This window comes from Roseibacillus persicicus (assembly GCF_014651675.1).
In the GTDB taxonomy this organism is placed as follows: Bacteria; Verrucomicrobiota; Verrucomicrobiia; order Verrucomicrobiales; family Akkermansiaceae; genus Roseibacillus; species Roseibacillus persicicus.
Genome location: NZ_BMXI01000007.1, coordinates 222,669 through 248,599, shown reverse-complemented (window position 1 = coordinate 248,599; position 25,931 = coordinate 222,669). Strand labels below are relative to the sequence as shown.

Annotated in this window: 13 protein-coding genes; 10 read left to right on the top strand and 3 right to left on the bottom strand. The window is 54.8% G+C overall.

Annotated features, from left to right (window positions below; translation table 11 throughout):
• Positions 1-209: 209 nt before the first annotated feature.
• The gene (locus IE099_RS10020) at positions 210-5,654 is read right to left on the bottom strand and encodes a chitobiase/beta-hexosaminidase C-terminal domain-containing protein (protein WP_189569783.1); all 5,445 of its coding nucleotides are present in this window, start codon (positions 5,652-5,654) and stop codon (positions 210-212) included.
• A 134-nt stretch (positions 5,655-5,788) separates the two neighbouring features.
• Positions 5,789-8,392 carry an alpha-L-rhamnosidase gene (locus IE099_RS10015; RefSeq protein WP_229809470.1) on the bottom strand — a complete coding sequence of 868 codons (2,604 nt, stop codon included), beginning with the start codon at positions 8,390-8,392 and terminating at the stop codon, positions 5,789-5,791.
• Positions 8,393-8,605: 213 nt separating this feature from the next.
• Here IE099_RS10015 and IE099_RS10010 point away from each other — a divergent pair, with 213 nt between their 5' ends.
• Complete coding sequence (locus IE099_RS10010; protein WP_229809469.1) at positions 8,606-9,109, top strand: cupin domain-containing protein; 504 nt, start codon at positions 8,606-8,608, stop codon at positions 9,107-9,109.
• 308 nt (positions 9,110-9,417) lie between these two features.
• Positions 9,418-10,839 (top strand): BNR repeat-containing protein, encoded by a 1,422-nt coding sequence (locus IE099_RS10005; RefSeq protein ID WP_229809468.1) that lies wholly within the window; start codon positions 9,418-9,420, stop codon positions 10,837-10,839.
• Between the two features lie 44 nt (positions 10,840-10,883).
• Here the strand turns inward: IE099_RS10005 and IE099_RS10000 are convergent, their stop codons facing one another.
• Positions 10,884-11,657, bottom strand: coding sequence for a 3-keto-disaccharide hydrolase (locus IE099_RS10000; protein WP_189569781.1), 774 nt, complete (start codon positions 11,655-11,657; stop codon positions 10,884-10,886).
• Between the two features lie 316 nt (positions 11,658-11,973).
• Between IE099_RS10000 and IE099_RS09995 the strand changes: the two genes are divergently transcribed.
• From IE099_RS09995 to IE099_RS09960, 8 genes are all read left to right on the top strand, one after another.
• Positions 11,974-14,988, top strand: coding sequence for a sensor histidine kinase (locus tag IE099_RS09995; RefSeq protein WP_189569780.1), 3,015 nt, complete (start codon positions 11,974-11,976; stop codon positions 14,986-14,988).
• A gap of 93 nt (positions 14,989-15,081) precedes the next feature.
• Positions 15,082-15,756, top strand: a complete 675-nt coding sequence (locus IE099_RS09990) for a response regulator (protein WP_189569779.1) — start codon at positions 15,082-15,084, stop codon at positions 15,754-15,756.
• 226 nt (positions 15,757-15,982) lie between these two features.
• Positions 15,983-17,776, top strand: a complete 1,794-nt coding sequence (locus tag IE099_RS09985) for a family 78 glycoside hydrolase catalytic domain (protein WP_189569778.1) — start codon at positions 15,983-15,985, stop codon at positions 17,774-17,776.
• A 22-nt stretch (positions 17,777-17,798) separates the two neighbouring features.
• Entirely contained in the window at positions 17,799-19,094 is a 1,296-nt protein-coding gene (locus IE099_RS09980; RefSeq protein ID WP_189569777.1) for a sulfatase-like hydrolase/transferase, read from the top strand.
• Positions 19,095-19,128: 34 nt separating this feature from the next.
• Entirely contained in the window at positions 19,129-21,006 is a 1,878-nt protein-coding gene (locus tag IE099_RS09975; protein ID WP_189569776.1) for a sulfatase-like hydrolase/transferase, read from the top strand.
• A 21-nt stretch (positions 21,007-21,027) separates the two neighbouring features.
• On the top strand, positions 21,028-23,103 hold the full coding sequence (locus IE099_RS09970; protein ID WP_189569775.1) for a DUF5722 domain-containing protein: 2,076 nt from the start codon (positions 21,028-21,030) through the stop codon (positions 23,101-23,103).
• A gap of 362 nt (positions 23,104-23,465) precedes the next feature.
• Positions 23,466-24,515, top strand: coding sequence for a LacI family DNA-binding transcriptional regulator (locus IE099_RS09965; RefSeq protein ID WP_189569774.1), 1,050 nt, complete (start codon positions 23,466-23,468; stop codon positions 24,513-24,515).
• Positions 24,516-24,642: 127 nt separating this feature from the next.
• A complete protein-coding gene (locus tag IE099_RS09960) occupies positions 24,643-25,914 on the top strand; it encodes an L-rhamnose isomerase (protein ID WP_189569773.1) in 1,272 nt (423 codons plus the stop codon).
• The last annotated feature ends 17 nt before the right edge of the window (positions 25,915-25,931 follow it).

The following is a 25,931-nucleotide window of genomic DNA, read 5'->3' as shown; positions in this document are numbered from 1 at the left end:
AGGCATGCGGAAAATTCAGAGTGAGCCTCCCGTAACCTCCTCTAGGCTAATGCTCGAGTCCATTCTGTCACGTCACGTAAAGATGTGACGCGAATCGGTTCATACAAAACCTGAAAGAGATTTCCGAACGAGCAACAAACAGGCCTCTTTCCTATATTCCACAAAGGAATTTGCGAAGACTCGGCCTTATCAGTGGAAAAGATTTTAAATTACTTCGCTACCACCCGAATACGGTAGAAACGTTGTAAGACCGGAGCTCTCGTGTCTTCGATAAGAATCCATCCTTTTCCGTCAGCTTCAGGTGGGTAATCCTCAGCGGAATCGAAAAGGGCGGCAGCTTCCGACCAATCTTCCAGGTTTTCGGAGCTCTCAAGGAAGACCTGTAAATCGTCACGTCCAGTCTCAAAGGGAAACTCAAGCCCCACACCCGCGGCCCCGGAAACAAGACGCGGCAGGTAGTCCAAGGCACTGGCTCCCATTGGCACCCCGAGCGCATACCGCATCAGATTGCTCACACCGTCGCGATAAGGCGAAGCTAAAGGTCCTGAAGTCTGGGAATCTGCGAGCTCCGCCGCATCAAAGTTGGCCTGACGCCAAGCCTCGAAGCTGGTCGGAGGACCATCCCCGTTGGTCAGTTCCAGTATACGGATTTGCTCAAACGGAGCGGCCTGCCCGAGATCGGCAGCAACTGAAGTCAAGGTGAACTCCGGAACAAGGCTCCAATTCTCACCACCAAATTGATGCGTGCCTTCCAGATCGTGGGTATACACCCGAACCGTGGCCGAAGAGAGAGAGTTCTCCAAGTCCTCCCCAAACGGAACGAGAAATCCTCCTTGCGACACCCTACCCGCTCCTTGCGCAGAACCAATGAGGTAGAAATCGAGAGAAAGAACTCCCGTAGGAGCAGCCTCCAGAATGATAGTCGAATTGGTGGTAGCCGCAGGAAGCCCCAAGCTGGGAGAACCGCTAGCTCCAAAAACGAATGAATAGTGACTGGCGCTGGACGACGGTGCCTCCAACAGAGTTTGCTCTAACACAATGCTCCCTTCTCCGGAAATTGCCGCAGTGCGACCAAACCCTCTGAGAGTCGCGCTGGGTGCCAAGGCAATCGTTGAACCCAAGTCTCCCTGAATTTCAAGAGTCCCCGCCGAAACCGCAATGGGATAAGTCCGCGCGCTTTGGTCCCCTCCGAGATAGAGAGAACCTCCCCCCGATTTGGTTAGAGCATGCTCTCCCCCGAGTGGCTGCAAAAGAGCCAGCGAGTTGGAAGAGCCCGCGACATGAATCTCGCTCGGAGCTGCCAATTCAACCCTAGAAGAAATAACCGCGACGTTGTTAGAGTCGCCAGGCTCATAGCGCAAAGCCCCCTTCTTACCGTTGCCTTCATTGTCGGAGATCTCGCTTCCCCGACCAAAGCCGGCCAGACCGAGCGTTCCTCCGAAAGCATAGTCACGCGGCGGCTCATTAGGCCCTGTGCCCGAAGTCAATCTCAGCTGCCCACCCGAGAGAACGCTCACCGAACTCGTTGCCGAGGGCGCGGCCGGCTCGGTGACTTGCAAGACCCCTTCCTCAACAACCGTTGCACCTAAATAGTCTTTCCCATCTCCGGTCAAGGAGGCGATACCCAAGCCTGACTTGGTCAAGCCACCCGGCCCATTCCAGTCGCTTCGCAACCGTAATGCCCCGTAATCCCCATCACCATTTCGATGCACGACATCTAGTCGCACACTATCAGTCAGGGTGACTCCAGCTTCGACTTCCAACTCTGCATAGCCCTCTCCATTTCCAGTCACGAGGATTTCCGCTTCTCCGCTGGTATCAGAAAACGTCAGGGTATTGCCGGTGCTACGGTCTCGCACCCGGCTCCGCCTTTCGCTATCGGCGAGTTCGAAAATCAAGCGTCCCAGGGTGACCGGTTCCCGGATATTGGCATTGCGAGAATCTCCCGAAACTCCCGGAATCACTGCAATGGCATCCACACTATTCGGAAATGGCCCGGGCGCACTCGACCAATTGTCGTCCGCAGTCCAATCCGCACTGATTAGCGGCAAGAAGGTAGGATACGCGAACGGCAGAGTGAACTCGAAGTCGATCTCAGGACTCCAAACTCCAGAAGCCAGAACCCGCGCTCGAACTCTGGTATCTTCGCTTAAGGAAATAGGTGAAGAATAGGAATCTCCTAACACGATTCCACCCAAGCCCCGAGGATCGCTTCCATCAGTGGTATAGTAAATGGTTCCCCCACTATTCGGATTGCCAATGGTGAGTTGAAAACCCTGCGAAATCTCGCCACCGTATTGATTGAAGGTGGGCGCGCTGGTCGCAGGCCAAGCGTTCTCACTCACCAGTTGGCCAGTCAAGGCATTGAAACGGGTGTTATTGGCAATCCATCCGTTGTAAAAATTGTCTCGGAAAGAACCACCGATTGTTTCTTCAATAATGGGCGTCACCTCGCTCCTCAACTCGTTGTAGACTTCAGTGATTTCCGAAGTGACCAACGCCCCCCCATTGTAGAGATGCTTCTGCGCGCGGTCAGCCATTCGGAGCCGAAACTCCGGCGACTGCTTCAGCAAGGTGTAGATTGCCTGGATGTATTGACTGGTCGTCGTTTGGGCATCGGCTGTCGGAAAGCGTGTGCTAGGTAAAGTTAATTGTTCGGTAAAGGTATTGGTAGAGGTGCTGCGTTCGGAGAATCCAAAGGCACCTTCCGCATCCCAGACATAGAAACGCCAGCGTCCCGTCGAACTCCGCTCGCGGGCCGCAATCCAGTTGTTGTGGGGCCAATCCCCCATTGCAGCGTAGGCGTTCACGAGGATGTAATCGAGGTAGTTGTCGACATCGAGGTAGTCGAGTACCCCCGCATAGCCTGCAGTGGTGGTCAGGTCTGCTGTGCGCAGGTAGTTGAGCATCTTATTCCAGTTTGTCGGGTCACCGCTGGAAAAACTATTCACCTGCTGCACATCCCAAGACTCGGAGCTATTGTAATGCGCTTGCATGAAACCCTCCCGAATGCGCTCGGCGGTGTTGTAATAGCCTTTGTAAACTCCATTGATCCAGAGGGTGTGGATGGTGCCGTAGCTACCGACTTGTCCCGTGTTGATGAAAAGACGTCTCATCAACTCGTCCTTAATGAAGGGATTATACCAATCATTCTTTCCTGCTCTCACCCGCAAGCTGTCGAACTCGGTGACGGTGTTACTCCCGAAGAAAGGATAGTCGATGGGTCGTTCGCCGAACTCGGGGCGAAAGAAAATGTTCATCGATGGCTTTTCGAACTTGGTGGCAGACGTCGAGGTCGAAGTGAACGGCTCGTCCATGGCATCGGTAATGCGCAAACGCGCCCGCGTATGCCCACTGCCCGCCACTCGCATCCCAAGCTCGGTCCGCAAAGGCTCGCCTGTTAGAGGCAAGTATTCCATTGCTCCGTACTTTTCATTGGATCGACCACTCGCGGCAGCGTGATTGTAGGCACTACTCTGTCCATTGGCGCTCCACACTCCGTCGTCATAGCTACCACCGTTGATTGCGAAAACCCCTTCTCCATTGGCAGGCCCATCAGCCGCATTGGGCCCATAGAAAGTGAGAGCAGGATCTCCCGAAAGGCACATCGCGGGAATACTCTGATAGGCAGGGCCCTGATTGATCAAATAGGTGTGGGTCACACTTTCCGAAGGGATGGCATCGGGCAGAAATGACCGGGCCCTGATAACGGTGTTCGAAGCGACCTGAATAGGACCGCCGTAAATCATCCCTCCAAGGGGATCGGTGCCATCGGTGGTGTAGCGAATGATTGCGCTGGGCGTTGGAGTTGTGAGAGACACACTGAGCGGGGACGGATAGAAGCCACCGGCAAGACCGACCTCAGGCCGCGCGGGAGCTTCTCCCAAAACCGAACCGGCATTCTCAGCCCCCGGAGTACCGAGCGCGAGATAGCCGAAGGTGCCGTCAGCTTGCCTACCATAGGTATAGCGCCACGTCTGCGAGGGAAATTCACCGGGGAGCTCATCCTCGATTTGACCGTCCGGACGAACAAGCAGAAGATCTTCCCCCGTGGAGGAGAGCTTGAAGTTCGTGTGCGCATAGGTCGTCCCGTCCCCCGCGGGGCTGTAATCGAGGCTACTCGCCACCACCACCAGATAGCCATTCCCTGGAATGGTTGTCCCAGCAGGAAATTCCCATTTGGTCGGGTCGCTTGGGTCGTCACTCATAGACCAACCATCCAAAGAAATCTCACCGGAACTCGTGTTTCGAATCTCAATCCAATCATTCTCGGAATCCGGCGGGTCCTCGATCGTTCCGATGTCATTTTCACCGATGTCTTCCAGGTCGATTGGCTCCGCAAGCCCCACGAAATAGCGTAGCGAATCTGTTGGAGAAACCAGATTACGCGCAGTGGTTCCCGTGCTGCTGAGGGTGGCTTCCCCGATCAAATCGGAACTCCCCAAAGAGGCATTGTGAAGTTGGATTGCCAGAACATTGTCTCCCGCGAGCAGCAAGCCTCTCGCTTCCCCCAAAGTGATCATCTGCGATCGGTCCATGGGATTACCTCCGTCTCCCGTAGCAGGATGATTGCCACCGGCAATATCAGTGTGGGAGGCAAAAGCGCCGGGCTCCCCCATATTGCCGCGATAGACCTCAGTGCCATTGAGATAGACGATCATGCCATCGTCATAGTCCACCAAGAGAGAAAGCGGAAAAGCAGAGTCAGCTTCTGCCGCAGTCACGCTGAAGGGAATGCGGGCGTAAATCGAAGGGGTAATATTTCGCATCCGCGTGATGAGACCGGGAACACCTACAACGTAGTGTGGTGGGTTCGCGGAATCATACCCCACCGGCCCTACCCCTGTATCCCAGGTAGAATCGTCAAAGCTCGTAGTGGCCCACACGACATCGGGTGCAGCCTCCGCCTCCCTGGCAAGTAGTCCGTAATCAACCAGTCCTCCCGAGGGCTCGGCTAGACCGGCGAAGTAGTTCCAAGAAGTCGAACCATCAACCACCGTGGTGCCATTGGCGAGCTCGAGATCGGCAGCGAGTAGAAGAGATGAATTCCCAGCCGTCAAATTGTGCACCTGAATCGCAAGCTGGTTTTCGCCGTCTTGAAGAAGGGAGCTCGCCACACCTACAGTGATGGTAGTCAGCGCGCTACTTGAACTTGAATTATAGGCCGGTTGATCCCGATAAGCGAACATCCCGGGGAGAGCCATGTTGCGGCGCGCGATCTCGACTCCATTCAAGTAGGCAATAAAGCCATCATTATAGCGCACCTTCAGCTCCAAATTCGAAGTGCTAGCGGCAATTCCCGATGAGACATTGAAGCTCTTTCGGAGATAAAGAGTAGGAGTCTGATTTTGCATTTCCGCGGAAACATTTGTCCCCAACGAAACTCCCCCGACGCTGCCAAAGCCGAAAGGACCGTCTCCAGTCTCCCATTGGGAATCATCGTAAGAAGCAGATTGCCACGGCACCGTATTGCCAACCCGAGGGTATTGCCCTGTCTCTCGAACCAACAGACGATCAGAATTGGTGGCAGAAAACTCATTGATGAGAAGCTGCCCTAAGCAAAGATGCGGCTGAAGCACCCCAATCGCAGCTACCCACAACCTCCCCCGGACAAACCCCAGGCGGGACCGCGTCAAACGCTTTCTCTCTTTCATAACTTACCACACACCGAGAGCGAGGCCTCCATCAACGAAGGCAAACTCCCACTGCTCTCTGTGATTAAACGAATTAAACTCACAGAGAGCACACCCCAATTTGTCACGTGAATACGTGACCGGCTGAAACGAACCTACATCTTGATAACAAACCGATGCTGACCAGCAGACACCTTTTCACTATCTCGACCGTTCGGAAATTCGATGGTGGCAGTGGTGTTGGGCGGAACCTCCACTTCCAATTCCAAAGTCCCCTTTTCCAAAACCCACCGACTGGCAGCCTTGCCATATCCGGTCTCGAGAGTCGCACTTGCCGAAGTCAAAGGGCCGCCCACCAGAGGTCGGACAAAAAAGTGCTGATAGCCCGGATGCTCGGGATCAGGGGCCAATCCCGCGACCCGCTCATACATCCACTGCCCGATGGCCCCATAGGCGTAGTGATTGAACGAATTCATACCCTCGGGATGGAAGCCGTCCTTCAAGGTGTAGCTATCCCACCGTTCCCACATTGTGGTCGCCCCTTGGTTGATGGAATAGAACCATGAGGGATAGCTTTCCTTGAACAACAGAGAAAAAGCGGTCTCTGCATTGCCGGTCTCATCGAGCACTTTCGCAATATACGGCGTACCCAAAAATCCCGTGCGCAGATGTCCTTCTGCTTCCCCGATCAAACGCATGAGATTTGCCGCGGCCTTCGCCTGTTGCTTCCCGGGGAGAAGATTGAATTCCAAAGCTAGAATATAGGCGGTCTGGGTCTCAGGCGCATTCTTTTGCTTTCCATCCTCGTCAAAGTAATGTGCTACGAAGGCCTCTCTCACCGCATCCGCTTCCGCTTGATACTTCTCCGCACCGCTTTTGTTTCCAAGCGCCTTTGCCGAGTCGGCTAAGATCTGGGCACTATGAGCATAGAATGCCGTTCCCAAAAGCGGGTATGGGGTGTCTCCCTTGTTGTCCTTTGCATAGGGCTGCAACCAGTCCCCGAAGGCACTGATGCGTGGAATCAAATTCCCCTTCGCCTTCTGGCGATAGAATCCCACCAGCCCCTCCATCATCTCATAGTTCTCAGCAAGAACCTCGCGGTCACCGGTGCGCACGTAGATATTCCAGGGCACGATAGTAGCCGCATCCATCCATCCCGGGCTATCCGGGCCAGCAAATACATCAGGAATCACGCAAGGAATCTTTCCATTCGGCAGCTGGTCGTCGCGCATCGAACCCAGCCAGCTTTTCCAGAACGCATGGGAGTCGAAGTTGAACATAGAGGTGGAAAGAAAGGCCTGTGCGTCCCCTGTCCAACCCATGCGCTCATCGCGTTGCGGACAGTCCGTGGGAATATCCAAGAAATTACCACGTTGTCCCCAGGTAATGTTCGACTGCAACTGGTTCAACTTTTCATGCGATGACTCGAAGTGTCCGATTTGCGGAATGTCGGTTCTCAGAACAAGCCCTTTGACCCAATCCTTCTCTGGTTCGACTTCATCGGTGAATCCGGACAACTCAACATACCGAAAACCATGAAAGGTAAAGGTCGGCTTCCAAGTGATGGTGCCGGTTTCTGCGGCGGTATAGAAATTCGTCGACTTTGCCTTACGGTAATTGTCGGTATACATCGTGCCATCGAGATTCAGCATTTCGGCAAAGCGCGTGGTGATTTTTTCGCCTTTCTTCACTGGAATCCGAATCTCAGGATAACCCACCATATTCTGGCCGAGGTCGAATACGTATCGCCCCTTTTCAGGTTCTGTGATCTCCACTGTCGGCAGTTTCTCCTTCACCCGCACAGGTGCAAAGGGCTTGGGCGCAAGTTGGGCCTTTCCCAGCTCGCTACTGGTCCGAACCTGGGTCCAAGCCTCGTCATTGAAGTCAGGCCTGCTCCACCCCGGCAGTTCCAAGTTCGCGTCGTAGGTCTCGCCATCGTAAATACTGGAATCGCGAATGGGCCCATCGAAGGTAGACTTCCACCCCTCATCGGAGCCAATCAGTAATCTCTTTCCATCCTTCAGTGTGACCTCCAGCTGCAGGAGCAATTCGGGCTGGCTGCCATAGCGGTTGGCCTCTTCTCGAAAACCAATTTTGCCAGCATACCATCCCGTTCCCAAGAGCGCACCCACTGTATTCTTTCCTTCTTGGAGCTGTTCTGTGACATCATAGGTCATGGTATCCAAGCGATTGGCGTAGGAGGTCCACCCCGGCACGAACTCATCCTGTCCCACTTTTGAACCATTCAGATGAACTTCACAAAGCCCTCGCGCAGTCACATAAAGACGGGCTCTTTCAATCGACCCCTCCAACGAAAAATCGCGCCGCAAATAGGAAGTGGACTCCAGCTCGGGCAGGTCCGCCTGGGGCCGTATCCAGCGCCCTTCCCAATCCTTGTTAGAAAGCAGTCCGAGCTCCAGAAAGGCAGGTTCGCTCCACCCCGATGCCTTTCCCTCCTCATCGCGGAAATCCACCCTCCAGCTCACTCTCTCACGCGATTGAAGAGGCGCGCCGCCATAAGGAATCAAGAGAGATTGCGCAGACTCCACCCATCCGCTATCCCACAGAATCCGCTCTCCCTCGGTTACCTCGATACGATAGCCGCTCTGCCTGCGAACACCGTTCGGCAACTTCCATGAGAACACGGGGGTGGCGTCGTGATAGCCTACGGGATCAACAAATCCCTCCCCGACTGTTAGAGAGTGAGGAACTTCCGCAGCAAAACTACTATTATTGAAAGTCACAGCCGTCAGAAACATGATTGAAAGTCGGTGAATTGCGCGCATGGGGTATCAGTTGAGTAAAGAGGGATTCCGTTCGGTTACTGTCCACTTGGCATGGGCTTCATGGAGTGCCCCCGCCAACTCCTATCAAGGTAGCCACCCCATGTCGAAAAAGTGAGCCCTAAAATTGTAACGTAAGTTCGTGACAGCTGAACACCGCATTGTTCGTGACAAAAAATAGGTGCCGCGATGGAATCGCGCCGTCATCGCATCCACTCCTTGCGGAGCAATCAAGTTCGCTCACCACCCGCTGGGGTCCTATTGCCATTTAACCTAACAGACCGCACTCCGACCATGTCCCAACCGCGCTACCACAAAGTCCAACTCGACGACCTTCCCGAGATCGAATGCTGTTGCGGCACCACCCGCCGCGGCTTCGCCGATCTCCCCGACGCCCCCGCATCCATCCACCTCCTCAAGGTCAAGGACGAGCCCACTTCTCACTACCACCAGAAGACTGCTGAAATATATCTCATCCTCGAGGGCGAAGGCGTTCTGGAACTCGATGGCGAGATGGTGCCGGTCAAACCCATGTCTTCCATTCTCATTCAGCCCGGCTGCCGGCATCGTGCCGTAGGCCAAATGACTCTAGTTAATATTCCGGTCCCCAAGCACGACGACAAAGATTTCTTCTACGAAGAAGAAGCCAACAAGAACGAGAGTTCCCCCGCTCTCCAAGTCGACCCTACCTGATTGAACCGGTCGTTGTAACCAATCCGAACACCGCTACTGCGAACGAGGGCTTGCTGACTCGCGGACCTTGTTGCCGCTCACATCCCGGCCTCCGAAATTCGGAAGGAAAGACGCTCGGGAAAGAAGACTTGGACCTCCATTTCTCTCTCTCGATGCTCCCGTCAGGAAACACGAAAGCGGCGGGCAAAGGCTTAAACAAGAGTCTTTCCGCCGCTTTCGTTCGCTTCGGACAATTGCCGGAAATCTCTCTTCACTTTCACCGGAGGAAAGAAAGAATTCAGCTAGTCCCGGGGTAAAACTTTGAACTCATGCTCCCTCCCATCAAACCGCTACGGGCTCTTTCCTCTCTTCTCATTCTGGGGATGACTCTGACTTCCTCCCCCGGCGATGAAGTCCAGTCTCTCTCCAAGACCATCGTGGACCGAAAGGCGCTCACCTTCGCAGCAGGTCCCGCGACCCGCTTCGGAATTAGCGTGAACGGCCGCAGTCATCAGCAGTGGCCACTAGTGAGCTATCGTGGATACCAGTATGTCACCTACTTCAACGCCAGTCGCCAAGTCTGCATCGGGCGCCGGAAGCTTCCCAATGGTTTATGGGACGTGATTGCTTTTGACGACCATCGTTTTGAGACGAACGACTCGCACAACACCGCTGTCCTCGGCATTTGCGATAAAGACGGCACTATCCACATGGCCTTTGACCACCACGCGAGCCAGCTCAACTATCGAGTCTCTCAAATCGGAGCCGCCCACAATCCCAAGACCACAGAATGGACGAAGAAGCTCTTCGGAGAAAAGCAGCATAGTCTGGGAAAGGTCTCGGCTGCCGAGCGAGTGACCTATCCTCGATTTTTCGCGGCCCCCAATGGCAACCTCATGCTCTACTACCGCTCCGTCACCTCGGCCAACGGCGACGGTTTCATCGAAGAATACGATGGCGGGAGTCACCAATGGACTCCGGGGCTCGGCAAGTTTATTTCGAGAGACAAAGGTATCCTCAAAAGCAATGGTCAAACGAGCCACAACCGGTGCCCCTACATGAACTGCCTTTCCTACGCTGGCAACCGCCTCCATGCCTCGTGGGTCTGGCGGGACCGTTTTGAGAAAACCCTCGCTCTAAACAACCACAGCCTCTGTTACGCCTACAGCGATGATCATGGACGAACGTGGCACAACTCTGCGGGAAAAATGATTGGCTCCACCGGCAAGGCCCCCATCCATCTCGATACGGAAGGCCTGGTCGTTGCCCCCATCCCTCTGGCGAGTGGGCTCTCCAACCAAACCACCCACTACGCCTTTCCCGACGGAAGCATCCATATCGTGGTCTTCCATCGCGCAGAGGGCTCCCGGGAGCGCCGCTACCAGCACTATTGGCGAACGAGTGCCGGGAGGTGGCTCCATCAAGCCCTGCCCTTCGGCGGCAACCGGCCCAAATTGCTGGCAACTCCCCAGCGCAAAATGATTCTCATTTTCTCGGACAACGACACCCTCCAGTTGGCAAAGGGAACCCCCAACGCTCAAATCACAAAGTGGAAATGGGAACGTCTGAACTTGCCGGAAAAACAGTCCATTGCCGCTGATGCCATTCCCGATCCGACCCGCTGGGCAACGGAGGAGGTCCTCTCCCTTTATCTCCAAGAGTATCCAAAACGGAAAATACGGACCAAGAAGCCGGAGGCTGTCGACGGGGTTCCTTCCCCACTGATTATAATGGATTACCGGGTCAACTAACAATCCAACCCAACCAAATCCCCGACAGGGACATCACGGTAATCTCATGGTAGCTCTTTGACTCGAATATTTCGAAAGGCCACCTGACCCGACTTGGCTTTGTGAACTTGCAGCCCGAGAAAGCCCTCGGCGAAAGTTCCGTCACCTACCCAGTGGGCGATGGGCACCCCATTGAGCCAGGTCTTCACCACCTTGCCCTTTGCTTCCACCGTCACGCGGTTCCAGCCTTCGCGTTCGATCGCCTTGCGGGCTTCCTCATGCTCTTTGAGCCACACCGGATAGTAGTATCCACCACAGGATTGGCCGTAGATTCCTCCCGACCAGCGGCGCTCTCCTTTCACGCCCTCCATCTCGACCTGAGGACCATAGACTTCTTCTGCGAGCTTCTCGGTCTTGCGCACTTGGGCTCGAAACATCACTCCGGTATTCAGATTCTCGATCCACTTCACTTCGCATGTGAAAACAAAGTCCTGATAGTCATCGCGCTCGGTGCACAGATAGGTGCTGGGAGTTCCTGGGACGGCGGTTCCCATGATGACCCCATCCTTCGCCTCGAAAGAGGCTTTCCCTTGCCGACTCGTCCACCCCGTCAGGTCGACCCCATTGAACAAGTCCACATAGCCAGTCTCCAGGTCAGGTTCAGGCGTTTGGTTCAGCAGCATCGAGGCAGGTTCAGGAGCGTTGACTTGCTTCTGATAGCGCTTGAACCACTCTTGCTGACTCTCCGCTATCTCTCCTGCGGAAAGCGATCCGAGGGCTGCCAATATCACTGCCCCAATTGAGACACTCACAGATTTTGCAATTTGATTATCTTTCATTTCTATTGAGCGGCCGCTTCGCTCGGAAGCGGCTGAGCACAACACGAGCGTGCACCAATCTGTCCGGAACGCACGTCCCTAGTTCCGGTGACGTTGCCATTCGCCTTCAGCCTCACCGGTCCGCCCTATGACCATTCCTGAAGCCAAGTTTCTAACATCCGGCTAACCCCAATAAAACCAACAACCTTGTTATCTGTGCTGTGCAATTCGAGCATCCAAGCTAGGTGGGAGAAGGACTCTTTCGAAACTTCCTCTCGCTTTTCATTTTTGGAGTTGGGATTCGGAACCGTAGACGTATAATTTCCCAACTGAGCCAATGCATCACTTCGGAAGCATCCTCCTGATTTTCTGGATTCTGATTGGGAGCGCAAGCGGCCAATCAAACGAATCGCGCTCGTCGGATTGGTTCTTCCGAAGCTGGGAAACCGAAGACGGACTTCCCTCTAACAGCATTCTCGAAGTCACACAAACCTCGGACGGTTATCTCTGGCTGGGCTCCAACGGGCTCTTGCGCTTCAACGGACACGAGTTCGAGCCCATCCCCTTGCAAGATATCCTAGACCTTCCCAGCCGCGAGATCCGGGCAATGTTTCAGGACCGGAACGGACGGGTATGGACCGCCTTCGAACGAGGACCGCTGGTCGGTCTGGGAGAAGACAATTTTCTAGTTTTTGGCGAAAGCGAAGGATTGCCGGAGAAAAGGGTTCACAGCATCACCGACGATGACGAGGGGGGCCTTTGGGTCGCCTATTATGATGAAATCTGTCACATCGCGGACAACAAGGTCATCTCCCGGAAGCTCCCGAATCGAACTCCGGTTGGCGAAACGCCAAGGCTGCTCTGCGATGACATGGGTCGAATCTGGCTCGCCAACGGAGGAAGGCTCCACCTCCGCAAAGAAGGCAAATTTCATCTCATTGCAGAGTTCAAGGACTCCTCCCTGCAAATGACCAAAGCAAGCCAAGGAGGACTTTGGGTGACCGTGGATTCCCAACTGATACATCTCGACTCAGAGAATCAAATCAGCCCCGAAGTTTCCCTCCCCGATTCCAGTCAAGTCACCAACCTATTGGAAGACAGCAAGGGAGCCATCTGGATCTGCACCCAGACTAACGGTCTTTTTCGATATGCAGACAAACGCTTGGAGGCTATTCCCACCTCCTACCCGTGGGTCGAAGGCATCACCGAGGACCACGAGGGAAACATTTGGGTTGGAACGTTCGGCGGCGGGCTCAATGTGATTAAGTCGCGGGCGGTTCAGCTCTCCGACCCACAAATAAGCCCCCCCGTCTCCTCCCTGAATTCACTCACCATCAATTCAGACGGAAAAATTTGGGCGGTGAATCGCGATGGGCGACTTGCTTTTCAAAGGGATGGCCAATGGCAATTCTATCAACCAAAACAGGCAGGAGTGAGATTTCTCTGTGTAGCCTCGGACCCCGCTGGTCACATCTGGGCAGGTTCCAGACAGCATGGGCTTTTCAAAATAACAAACGAACGAACAGAAATATTTCGTTCCGAGCAAGGCATTGGCAGCAACTATGTTCGCGCCCTTCTGGTCGCAAAAAACGGAGATCTTTGGATCGGCACGGATGGTCCCGATCAGCTTCTTCGTCATTCAGATGGCAAGTTCGAGGCCATCTCGCATGAAGGCTCGCTCCAGGCGATTCGAGGGCTCGCGGAGACGACTGACGGAACCGTTTGGGTCGGCACATCAAATGGCCGACTGCTGCGGGTTGTCGACTCCAAACTTGTGAGCAAGACCGGAGTCGAAGGGAGTGCTCTCATCTCCATCCGCACCCTTCATGCGACCCCAGATGGCAGCCTCTGGATTGGCTACGCAGGCGACGGGCTGGGGCACATCAAAGACGGCAAGTATCAGAGAATCACCACTGAAGAAGGCCTGCGTGACAACTACATTTCCCAGATACAACACGACGACTTCGGGTCTCTCTGGCTAGCGGGCAACCGGGGCCTTTTCCAAGTGGAACGCTCCCAGCTTCAGAACCCCTCTCAATTCGGGAGCCGGGCGATTCGCATGCGAACTTTCGGCCGGAATGACGGACTGCCCAGCCTGCAGATCAGTCGAAATTATTCTCCCACCTCTGCCAAGGACTCCTCTGGCAATCTCTACTTCAGCACTTACAACGGACTCCTCCGAGTCAACCCGAAGAAGTATCGCGGTGATGTGCTTGTTCCCCCCGTGCGCCTGGAAAGAGTGCTCGTCGACCACCAACTGGTTGGCAGTTACCGCAAACGGGATGCGCGGGCCTTCACGGCCGAAGGAGCCAACCTCCTCGACCTCAGTTCCAGGGGAGCAATCCTTCGTCTGCCTCCCGATCACAACCGGGTCAACATTGACTTTGCGACATTGAGCTTGGCCTCTCCAGAGACAGTCAATATCCGCTATCGCCTGAAGGGCCTCAGCGACAAGTGGGAAATCTCGGACAATCAATATGAAGCGCAATTCTCCCGCCTGCCCGCTGGGAAATATGAGTTCGAAGTCATCGCTGCCAACAACAATGGCTCCTGGTCCAGAGAGAAGGCTTCTCTCCTGATCACCGTCTCTCCTTTCTTTTGGCAAACCTGGTGGTTCAAGCTCGGGGTGGGAGCCTTTACCGCCCTCATCGCCGGCGGGCTTGTATTTCTTGGTCTACGACGCAGGCATCGACTCGTGATGCAACGCATCCGGACCAAGCGCGCTCTGGAGCAAGAACGAAGCCGCATCGCGCGGGATATTCATGACGAACTGGGGGCCAGTCTCACCCGCATCAGCTTGCTGGCCCAACCAGCCGTTGAACCTAAAGATGAGACCATCAAGAAAAAGCTGGGGCAGATTCACTCCACCGCAAGACACCTCATGCGCTCCATGGACGGAGTCGTGTGGGCAATTGATCCAGAACACGACACCTGCGACGACCTCGCCAGTTACTTGAGCAGCTACGCGCAGGATTTTCTCGAAGTGGCAGGCATCACCTGTCGCATCCGGATGCCCCTCGAGCTGCCGGAGCACTCCCTGTCCGCTCAATTGCGCCACAACCTCTTGCTCGCCTTTAAGGAAGCACTCAACAACATCGTCAAGTATGCCGAAGCCACCGAGGTCAAAGTGACGTTGGAATCGGAAAATGAAGAGCTCATTCTCAAACTGGAAGACAACGGAAGCGGGATCAATCCCATGGCGGAGTCCGACCCAAACCGCCCTGCCTCGGGTCGCGGTCTGGAAAACATGAACACTCGCATGAAAGAAATCGGGGGGACCTGTGTGGTGGAAAGCTCACCCGAGAAAGGAACTGCCATCACCTTTCAGGTTCCCCTTCGGGGAGTCATCTAGGCAACTCGTCCTCGCCGCCTCTCTCCAAAGCTGCTACAACTGTCACCCAAACTAGCGACAAGCATATTTGCCCGTTTACGATACACTCCAACCATGGCCGAACCTGACAACGACATTCGCGTGACCATCGTGGAAGATGATGCAACGCTGAGAACAATCTACGCGGAGTGGATTGGGAATGCGCCGGGTTTCGAATTGGTGGGCCAATATGACGACGGACAAGAGGCCTTCGAGGGCATTCCCAAGGAACAACCCGACGTCGTCTTGAGCGATATCAACCTCCCGGGAATGAACGGGGTCGAGATGGTTCGGGGCCTCAAAATGCAATATCCCAAAATTCAGTTTGTTATGATCACGGTCTACGAGGATTCCAATCGCATCTTCAAGGCCTTGGAGGCCGGTGCCACCGGATATCTCCTCAAACAAACTCCTTGCGAAAGTCTCCTGGCATCTCTCAAAGAGGTCTACGAAGGCGGTTCCCCCATGAGCAGTGGCATCGCGCGAAAGGTTGTGAAATGCTTCCGCAAGCCCCTTCCGAGCGAGGAGGACAACAAGTTGAGTAAACTTTCAAAAAGAGAAGAAGAAGTACTCGACCTCTTGGCCCAAGGCTACCTGTGCAAGGAGATCTCCGATAAACTGGGCGTGAGTCACAATACCGTCGACACCTATCGTCGACGCATCTACGAGAAGCTGCACGTCCATTCCCGCGCCCAAGCCACCGCAGTCTATGTTCAGTTCAAGCCGAACGCTCTGCAACGTCCCGCCTGAAAGTAACCCCGCGCACCGGACCCAAACGCCTGTTTCCGTCCTCCGCTGAACGGAAGTCTCATCGACGCAATTTCGCTGCTACTCCCGACCTCAGTCATTCGACTCGGACGACTTCCCCCTTCTCGGGCAAACTGAACCTCCGCAATTGCATTTGCCCGTGAAATTTTTTTTCCAATTCAAGAAAGAACTGGCCATAAGAACCGTTTCCCTTAAGTCTTAAAAATCCATGACCGCGTTCCCCTTCTCACTCAGCTCGAGCACGATTCCTCTGATCATTGTTGGAATCAGCTTCACAGCCGTTTCTGCCGCACCCACTCACTTGATCGATGAAGAACCTGTCGCGATCAGCCGCATCGACAAAGACACCATCCTCATCGACTTTGGAAAAGCTGCATACGGAAACGTTCGTTTGATGCCCACCGCAGATGCCAAGGGAGAAGTTACCGTTCACTACGGAGAGGATCTTCAAGACGGGCGCATCAATCGCAAACCACCGGGAACTGTTCGTTACAATCTAGCCACCGTGACCCTCTCGGGAGACAAGGCCATCGTCGCCAACCCTCCCCCGGATCCACGCAATACCGAACTCATCTCCACTCGCAAGTTTCCCCACCCGCCCGCAATTCTCACTCCCCCCGAGTGGGGCGTGGTGCTTCCATTTCGCTGGGTTGAACTGGAGGGTTGGTCGGGCGAAATCTCCCCCGACCAAATCGCTCGTCAAACCGCCTACCTCGTCAACTGGGATGATGAGGCCGCCCACTTCGAATCCTCGGACCAGCTTCTCAACCGCATCTGGGACCTCTGCAAATACTCCATCAAAGCCACAAACGTAGCCGGCATCTATATCGATGGTGACCGCGAGCGAATCCCTTACGAAGCCGATGCCTACCTCAATCAGCTCAGCCACTACTACACCGATAGTGACAAAGAGATGGGCCGCGACTCCATAGACCATCTGCTCCTCAACGGCACTTGGCCTACGGAATGGGCTCCCCACATGGTCTTCATGGTCTACTTGGATTATCTCCACACCGGCGATCTCAATTGGATGGCCGGGCGATACAATATTCTCAAGGAACGCATGCTTTTCCACCGCCGCGGTGAGGACCACCTCATCTTCAGTGAAGAACTCGACATGAGCCGGCACGACATCGTCGACTGGCCCAAAGGTGAACGGGACAAATACGTCTTTACCCCTCGAAACACGGTCGTGAACTCCTTCCACATTCGAACCCTTCAGCTCATGATCAAGATGGCGCGTGAAGTCCGGGCGGTTGACGACCTCGCTCAGTTCGAGCTGCAATTGGCCGCGAGCAAAAAGGCCTTTAACGAAACTTTCCTCGACAAAGAAACAGGACTCTACCGCGACGGGATCGGAACCAAACACTCATCCTCCCACGCCAACTTCTTCCCCCTCGCCTTCGGAATCACTCCCGAGAACCTCCGTGAAAAACACGTAAAATGGCTGGCTGAGCGCGGGATGACAATGTCGGTCTATGCCGCCCAGTATTTTCTGGAAGCTCTTTTTGAAAATGGCGCAGACGCCGAGGCCCTCGCCCTGATCACCGCCGATGGAGACCGCAGCTGGAAGCACATGCTCGACAGCGGGACCACCATAACGTGGGAAGCCTGGGACATGAAGTATAAGGCCAACCAGGATTGGAACCACCCGTGGGGAGCCGCGCCCGCCAACCTTTTCCCACGCTACCTACTCGGAGCACAACCGCTGACCCCCGGATGGAACACCGCACGTATTTCCCCCAGGATCGCGGATTTGGAATCGGCAAAAGGAAAGGTTCCCACTCGACACGGCCCCATTCTTATCGACTGGAGTCAAAAGGATGGATTCCAGATGTCCCTGGAGCTCCCCGAGAACATCCTCGCCCTCGTCGACCTCCCCCTCATCAAAGGCTCCACCCAAGTCTTGCTCAATGGCAAGGCCGTTTCTGCCACCCAAGAGAAAGAAAGATGGGTTCTGGATGCTCCCGTCACCGGCAAAGCCCAACTGGAAGTCAAATAGACCGAACAACACCAAACACCTAATGTCAGTTAAAATCATCGCACTCTTGCTCGCAACCGTTCTTGGAACTGTCGCTGCGCCCAATGTCGTCTTTCTTCTCAGCGACGACCAGTCCTGGGGTGACTACGGCTTCATGGACCACCCGCACATCGAGACACCGCACCTCGATGAGTTGGCGAGCAACGGGCTCCTCTATGAACGCGGCTACGTCACCGCGCCTCTCTGCCGACCTTCACTCGCCAGCATCGTCTCCGGTCAATACCCTCATCAGACGGGGGTCCGCGGCAATGATCCCGTCCTCCCTAACAACGCCACCCGCACCAGCAATCGGGAGCTATGGGCTGAGTTCACCAATCGCATGGACAAGACCATGGAAGGCAAACCTTCCTTCATACAATTGCTCAAGGAGAATGGCTACAACACCCTTCAAACGGGAAAATGGTGGGAAGGCGATCCCAAGGAGCACGGCTTCACCCACGCCATGACCCACGGCGACATCACGAAAGGCGGTCGCCATGGTGACCTTGGTCTCAAAATCGGACGAACTACCATGAAGCCCATCTACGACTTCGTGGCGGAATCCCAGGCTCAGAAGAAACCCTTTTTCATTTGGTACGGAGTTTTTCTCCCCCACGCTCCCCACAATGCCCCCGAGCGACTTTTCAACAAATACAAGGACATCGCTCCCAATGAGCCCACCGCTTGGTATTGGGCAAATGTGGAATGGCTCGACGAGACTTGCGGCGAGCTCATCAACCATCTGAAGGAGACCGGAACCTATGAAAACACCCTCTTCGTTTACACTTGCGACAATGGGTGGGTGCAAGATCCTGAAAAGAAAAACGTTTCCATCCGCTCGAAGCGCGAACCCGTTGAAGCCGGTATTCGCACGCCCATCTTCTTGACCCACGGAGACCAGATCGAACCCCGCCGCGATACCACCACCCTCGCGAGCAACCTCGACATCGCTCCTACCATTCTGAAAGCCTGCGGAATTAAAATCCCCGCCGAGATGAAAGGGCTCGATCTCCTTTCCCCCCAAAATCTCCAAGAACGGGATCGCATCTTCGTCGATGTTTACGAGCACGATAGCGACATCGATCAACTGGACAATCTCGATGATGGCTTGCGGGCTCGCGTCGTCATCGACGGATGGGACAAGCTCATCGCATGGACGGATAGGAAAGAACTCTACAACCTCCAGACCGACCCCGACGACCGAAAGAACCTTTCCTCTCAAAACCCCGAAAAAGTAGAGAAGCTCTCCGGCTTGATTGACGACCTCCTCCGCTCCTCAACCCGACAAGAATCAAACTAACACCCCCCCATTTTTCTCCGTCCGAATTCAATCAATGAGACTTCTTCTCAGCGCACTGCTTCTCGCCTTCACCGACTATGCTCTCGCCGAGGATCGCCCGAACATTCTCCTCATCGTTGCGGACGACATGGGCTACTCGGACCTCGGCTGTTATGGTGCTGAGTTCGACACTCCGCATTTGGATCAACTTGCCGGCGAAGGCACTCGCCTGGCCAACTTTCGCGTCAATCCCATGTGTGTGGTCTCGCGCACTTCGCTAATGACGGGGCAGACTCACACCCAGTCCGACCACTACAAGCGCTCCCTACCTCTCTCCAAGGCGCTGGAGGAAGCCGGCTATGCAACATCCATATCGGGAAAGTGGCACCAGCCAAGGCACCCGCTCGACCACGGGTTCCAACGATTCTACGGATTCCTAGGGGGACAAATCAATAACTTCACCGGCTCGGGGAGCATCGTTCGCCAGCGCGAACCAGAAGAAGTTCCTGCCGATTGGTTCGCCACCGATGCCTTCACCGACCACACTATCGAGTCCATTGATGTGGCCTCTGCTCAGGGTAAGCCCTTCTTCGCCTACCTTGCCTTCAACGCTCCCCACACACCCCTGAATGTCTCCAGAGAACTGGTTGAAAAGTATGAGGGTCGCTTCGATGAAGGCTGGGACCAACTTCGTGAAAAACGGTTTCAGCGCCTCCGTCAGCTTGGACTCATAGACGAGCGCCACATCAACTCCCCTCCCACTCCTGATGTGCGTCCTTGGCACGAGCTTCCCAAGGAGACTCAAGAGCACGAGGCCTTTCGCATGCAAGCCTATGCCGCCGTGATCGACAACCTCGATACCAATGTCGGCCGTCTGCTCGCTCACCTCGACAAGAAAGGACTGCGCGAGAACACTCTGGTGGTTTTTCTTTCCGACAATGGAGGCGACTACGGCAACGGACACATTAAGGTCGACCGTTCAGTCATCCCTTGGGAGCGTAATTCCATTCCATACCTTTCCAATGGTTGGGCTTCCCTTCGATGCGCTCCCTTCCGGTTTTATAAATCCAGTTGCTACGAGGGGGGCGTCCGGGTGCCATTCATCATGCGCTGGCCCAAGGGACTCAAACATGACCCGGGCCTGATCAGTTTCCAGCAGGCACACATCACAGACCTCTACCCGACCTTTCTTCAATTGGCGGGAACAACCTACGAGCCAGCCCCACCCCAGGTCCCAATCATTGGACGCTCATTATTGCCTCTCTTTGAGGACTCCAGGCTACCCTCAGCGGATATCGAACATCCTGTCTTCTGGTCTTTCTCCGACACCAGCCGGGGCTATCTGGATTACCCCTGGAAGATCGTCTCCATCAACGAAGGACCATGGGCGCTCTATAATCTGAAACGTGACCCTGTCGAAGCAATCGACCTCGCATCGAGCAATCCCCAGCAACTCGCGAAGCTCGCAAAATCCTGGCTCGATTTCGCAGAGAACAAAACCAAGATCCCCCCCTCTTGGAAAACGCCCTTACGGACGGAAAAACATGGCTGGGGCTACCATCGCCTCACCAAGATCTGGCCCTTTGACACCTCCGTTCCGCTCTGTTCCGAAGGTGACGTTCCGTTGCAGACTCCCCTCACCCTCGCTTTCAAGCAACCGCTCGACTTCACCAATACAAAAGGAAAAACCATTCGCCTGTATCGAATACAAGACCCCACCACCCCGGTCTGGACTGCTGACCCGGAACCCAATCATCCTGCTCAAGGAGCTCTCTCGATCACCTTTGACAATTTGCCAAAACTGCAACCAGACACCAGCTACTTTCTTCTCTCAGACACCGGATTCGCCCGCATCAATCAGAAGCCTCTTGAAGGGCTCAATGATGGCGCACGCTGGTTTCGATTCCGCACCACTTCATCCTTGGAGAAGTAAACCTGCCCCACTATCAAACCGATGATTCTCCGCCTCCTGGCATTCGTTCTCTGGCCTCAAGTTGTTCTCGCCTTGCAACCAGTCGAACTTGAGCTCAGCGCCTTCGACGACAGCCCCCGGGTTCAGGTTGAACAAGACGGCACCCTTAAAATCTCCCCCGGGGGAGGACTTTCTCTCCGGGCCGTGGCAGGGACCTCCGTTCCGTCCACTCACACCGTGTTGGAGTTCGAGAGCTTCAGTCTCGGTGGTTGCGACAATGCGCACGTCCTCTATGGCCCCGTTTTCCAAGGCGGCGATAAAGCCTGCCAGATTGCGCCCATCGATCACTCCGAACGCTGGAGCGTCTATACCACTCTTCTAGCCAAGCAGCCTGAGAATTGGAATGAACTTCGGCTGGATCTCGCCCTTTCTCCGCAAGCCGCCCTCAGTCTCCGCAATGCACGTCTCCGGCCACCCAATCCCGGCGAGTTTGAGGAAAAGGATCTCAGTCGGGTCGACAGGCGGGACCACTTTCTCCAGACCTATCTCGCCACTGATTTCCCTGCTCGAATCCAAAGTGTCTCACTGAGCGAGGATGAAGCTACCATTTCATTCCATGCCTCTCACAGTTCCCAAGAGATTTTTCTCGCCGAAGTTCCTCTCTTTCGGGCTCCCGACGACCCGACCCGTTTCGAAGAACCCGTCCCAATCAACTCCGAACAACTCAAAGCAGGCAAAATCACCTTACCACGCCACCGCGAAAGAGATGGCCACAACTACGATCGCATCTTCTCCCGTTGGCAGTTGATCTCCATAGATGAGAAAGGAAAGCGAATCCCCCAATCCCATGCGCGCTATCCCGACGTCTTTCCAAGCAAGTATTCACATCTCACCGTTCCCGTCCCCGCCAATAAGAAAGGACTCGGTGGATGGGCTCACAACCGTTCTCCGGAAGACCTGGGGGAATTGGGAATCACCGCGATCACCGTGAACATTCTCCTCAATTCTCTCCTCTCGCCCCATCCTTCCAAGTCTACCGAATCCTTCCAATGGCAAGGGCGAACCTTTCACGCCAACCTGACCACTCTTCACAGGCACGACCGCACTTTTCAAGAAGCAGCCAGACATAACATTCTGGTCGACGTCGTTCTTCTCCTCCCCAACCCCAACCGCGAGAAAAATGCCAATGCCATCACCTCCATCATGGGGCACCCCGATGCCGACCCATCCGCCCCTTATGCGATGCCCAATATGGACAGTCAGGAGGGCGTGGCCACCTACGGAGCCGCCCTCCACCTGTTGGCCCAGCGCTACTCCCGTCCCGACCGCAAATTTGGCTCCATCCACAATTATATCGTTCACAACGAGGTTGATGCCGGTTGGTCCTGGACCAATTGCGGAGAAAAGCCGCTCTCCTACTTTTTCGATCTCTATCACCGTTCGATGCGGCTCGTCGACCTCATCACACGAAGCGAAAGCTCGAATGCCCGCCCCTTCATCACGCTGACCCACCACTGGGCCGCCCCCGGAAACCGCCGGTTCTACGGCTCCAAGAATATGCTGTTAGAGCTCACCAAGTGGACGCGCGCGGAGGGCGATTTTCCCTGGGCCCTTGCCTATCACCCCTATCCCGCGTCCCTGCGCAATCCCCGCACTTGGGAAGACGGGGTGACCTTTGACTTTGATTCAGACCGAATCACGCCCCGCAATATCGAGGTCTTGGATGCCTGGATGAGATCTCCCGCAATGCTCGACAAAGGGGGCGCGGTCAGGCCGATTCACCTGTCGGAAAACGGTTTCAACTCCCCCGATTATTCGGAGAAATCCCTTCGCGAGCAAGCGGCCGGCATGGCTTACGCTTGGAAAAAGATTCAGCCACTCTCGTCGGTAGTGACTTGGCAGTATCATAACCATATCGATAACCGAAAAGAGGGTGGTCTGCGCATCGGCTTGCGCAAATTTCCCGACGATGAAAAAGATCCTCTGGGCAGGAAGCCCATCTATTTCCTCTATCGAGATCTGGCAACAGACAAAGAGGACGAAGCCTGCAAGCCCTACCTACCGATGATTGGCGTCTCTTCTTGGGGAGAGGTTCTCTCGACTGCAGCAACAAAATAGGTCCCTGACCGCCGTCTAGTGACGCAACCGCTTCGGCGTTCCAAAAAATTCAGCTATCAAAACTAAGTAGCAAGCAACGACCTGCTCCAAGAAGCTGTGAAGGGCCGAAAAGCTCTCCTCTGTATAAAAGGCGAATAAAGCGAGAAGACCCGAGAGCTCTCTGGGAGGCTAGAGGTTCAAGCGTCTCCCCTTCAGCGGTTCTCCAAGCCCCTTGTGACCTAGATGAACGACCTAAGAATCTAGGATTTGCGGGCAGAACGGGGAGGTTCCCTTAGTTTGAAAAGCCTGCAAATCTCAGCTCGCATTTTTTCTTCATTTTTCCTAAGAAACTTCCTATACTGTCCTGAGTAAATCCCACACCCATGCAGAAAAAGATTCGTCTGAAGGACGTAGCAGAACGAGCCGGAGTCGCAGTCAATACGGCATCCACCATCCTCAACCGACGCCCTAATTCGTGGGCCTCCAAGGAAACTGAGGAGAGAGTTTTCAAGGCAGCCAAAGAACTGAACTATCGTCCCAACAAAGCCGCTCGAGCCCTGCGTTCGGGCTCTTACCAGACAATCGGAATCTTAGTTCAGGACCTCACGAACCCCTTCTATGCCTCCCTCGTCGAAACACTTTCGCGCGTGGCCGAGGAACACAACTACGATCTCCTCATTCAAAACTGCCGCTCATCCATTCCACGCGAAGAACGCTTGCTGGAAGAGCTCAAAGAGATAGGTGTTGATGGGTCGATTCTTTGTCTGAGCGATAATGAGAAATACCGCGACGAGCTCGTGCGACACTCTCAAACCGCGCATCCGGTAGTGGCTCTCGGCTCAGGGATTCCAACCCTTCCCCTGCCCGTCGATTCCATTCTCAGTGATTTCTCCTTTGGTCTGGAAGAAGGCATCAAGCAACTGCGCAAGCTAGGCCATCAGCATTTCGTCTTCCTGCATGCCATCTCGGAGGGGGTGGACGATGGCGACCGAACGACCCTGGTCCGCGAGTTTCTGAATGATTCTGAAATCCCAGATGGAAATGTCACCATGCTCAACTGTGGACCGACCATAGACTCCGCCTATCAAGTCTTCGCGGAGTATTTGAAGAAAAACATCTCCCCCAGACCAACTGCCTTGATCGCGATGAATGACCTTTCGGCCTTTGGTGGGATGCGGGCAGCGGTTGAAGCGGGGTTGAAAATCCCCCAGGATCTTTCAGTGGTCGGGGTCGATGATGTGCCCTTCTCCTCCTACTCCTATGTTTCTCTCTCTTCCGTCCGTCAGCGTTATGAGAAAATCTGCCGCACTGCGATCGAGATGCTGATTTCACGCTTGGACAAAAACTCCTCGGACAACATCTCAGGCCCTCGACAGGTGGTCTTTCCGACCCACTTCGTCGCACGAGAAAGCATTGGCCCAGCGGCGTCTTAGCACAAGGAAGCGGCAGAATAAGAGAATCAAACGGCGACTTTTTTCTTTCTTTCCGGTCCTCCTTCACCTTTCATAAGAATCCTTTCCTCGCGATAAGAATCCTTTCCCATAAAATACCCAAACGAATATGTCGCCCTACCAAACCGCCAAACAGCGCTATGCCGACCTAGGCGTCGATACAGAATCAGCCCTCGCTCAACTCGCCACCATCCCCATCTCTCTCCACTGCTGGCAAGGAGATGATGTCGGAGGCTTCGAAACCACCTCGACTGAGCTCTCCGGTGGCATCGCCGTCACCGGCAATCACCCCGGCAAGGCCCGCAACCCGGAAGAACTCCGCTCCGACCTCGACAAGGTCTATTCCATCCTTCCCGGCAACCATCGCCTCAATCTCCATTCCTTTTATGGTGAGTTTGGAGGCAAGGTCGTCGACCGTGATGAATACGAAGTCTGCCATTTTCAAAATTGGATCGACTGGGCCAAAGCCAACAACCACGGTCTCGACTTCAACCCCACGTTTTTCGCCCACCCCAAGGCAGACTCAGGATTCACCCTTTCCAGCGGGGACGAAGGCATCCGCGATTTCTGGATTGAACATGGAAAACGTTGCCGCGAAATCGGCGAAGCGATGGGGCAGGCGCTCAACAGCCATTGTGCGAACAATGTCTGGGTTCCCGACGGGTATAAGGATTTACCCGCGGACCGTCTCTCTCCCCGCAAAAGATTGGAGAGCGCACTGGATGAGCTTTTCTCCAAGCCCATGGAGCACAATCTCGACGCGGTGGAATGCAAACTTTTCGGAATCGGTTCCGAGTCCTATGTTGTGGGCTCGCACGAATTCTACATGGGATACGCAGTAAAAAATCAGACCCTCCTTTGTCTCGACGCCGGTCACTTCCACCCGACCGAGTCCATCGCTGACAAGCTTTCCTCGGTCTCGCTCCATGTCCCCGAAATTCTTCTTCATGTTTCTCGTGGAGTCCGGTGGGACAGCGACCACGTCATCGTCCTCGACGACCTCCTTCTCGATATCGCCCGCGAACTTGTTCGGGGCGGGCTTTTGGATAAAACACATATCGGCCTCGATTTCTTCGACGCATCTATCAACCGGGTTGCGGCTTGGACCATCGGCACCCGCGCAATGATCAAGGCTCTCTTGATCGCTCTTCTCGAACCGACCGAAACTTTGCAAAATCTGGAAAACGAGGGTGACTACACCGGCCGACTTGCTCTCATGGAAGACCTCAAGATGATGCCCTTCGGAGACGTATGGGAAGAATATTGCGAACGGCAGAACGTCCCCGGCTCTCACGCTTGGCTCAATGAAGTCAGAGACTACGAAAACACCGTCCTTGCCCAGCGCGAATCTTCCCAGCCTGCCAAAATTGCCGCAGCCTAGCCCGACTAGTTCCTTTA

What these genes read in the sequence shown, in the direction of transcription:
- IE099_RS10005 (WP_229809468.1), top strand. Translation starts at nt 9,418, where the DNA reads ATGCTCCCTCCCATCAAACCGCTACGGGCTCTTTCCTCTCTTCTCATT.
- IE099_RS10020 (WP_189569783.1), bottom strand. Translation starts at nt 5,654, where the DNA reads ATGAAAGAGAGAAAGCGTTTGACGCGGTCCCGCCTGGGGTTTGTCCGG.
- IE099_RS09960 (WP_189569773.1), top strand. Translation starts at nt 24,643, where the DNA reads ATGTCGCCCTACCAAACCGCCAAACAGCGCTATGCCGACCTAGGCGTC.
- IE099_RS09970 (WP_189569775.1), top strand. Translation starts at nt 21,028, where the DNA reads ATGATTCTCCGCCTCCTGGCATTCGTTCTCTGGCCTCAAGTTGTTCTC.
- IE099_RS09980 (WP_189569777.1), top strand. Translation starts at nt 17,799, where the DNA reads ATGTCAGTTAAAATCATCGCACTCTTGCTCGCAACCGTTCTTGGAACT.
- IE099_RS09990 (WP_189569779.1), top strand. Translation starts at nt 15,082, where the DNA reads ATGGCCGAACCTGACAACGACATTCGCGTGACCATCGTGGAAGATGAT.
- IE099_RS09975 (WP_189569776.1), top strand. Translation starts at nt 19,129, where the DNA reads ATGAGACTTCTTCTCAGCGCACTGCTTCTCGCCTTCACCGACTATGCT.
- IE099_RS09985 (WP_189569778.1), top strand. Translation starts at nt 15,983, where the DNA reads ATGACCGCGTTCCCCTTCTCACTCAGCTCGAGCACGATTCCTCTGATC.
- IE099_RS09965 (WP_189569774.1), top strand. Translation starts at nt 23,466, where the DNA reads ATGCAGAAAAAGATTCGTCTGAAGGACGTAGCAGAACGAGCCGGAGTC.
- IE099_RS09995 (WP_189569780.1), top strand. Translation starts at nt 11,974, where the DNA reads ATGCATCACTTCGGAAGCATCCTCCTGATTTTCTGGATTCTGATTGGG.
- IE099_RS10015 (WP_229809470.1), bottom strand. Translation starts at nt 8,392, where the DNA reads ATGTTTCTGACGGCTGTGACTTTCAATAATAGTAGTTTTGCTGCGGAA.
- IE099_RS10000 (WP_189569781.1), bottom strand. Translation starts at nt 11,657, where the DNA reads ATGAAAGATAATCAAATTGCAAAATCTGTGAGTGTCTCAATTGGGGCA.
- IE099_RS10010 (WP_229809469.1), top strand. Translation starts at nt 8,606, where the DNA reads ATGGAATCGCGCCGTCATCGCATCCACTCCTTGCGGAGCAATCAAGTT.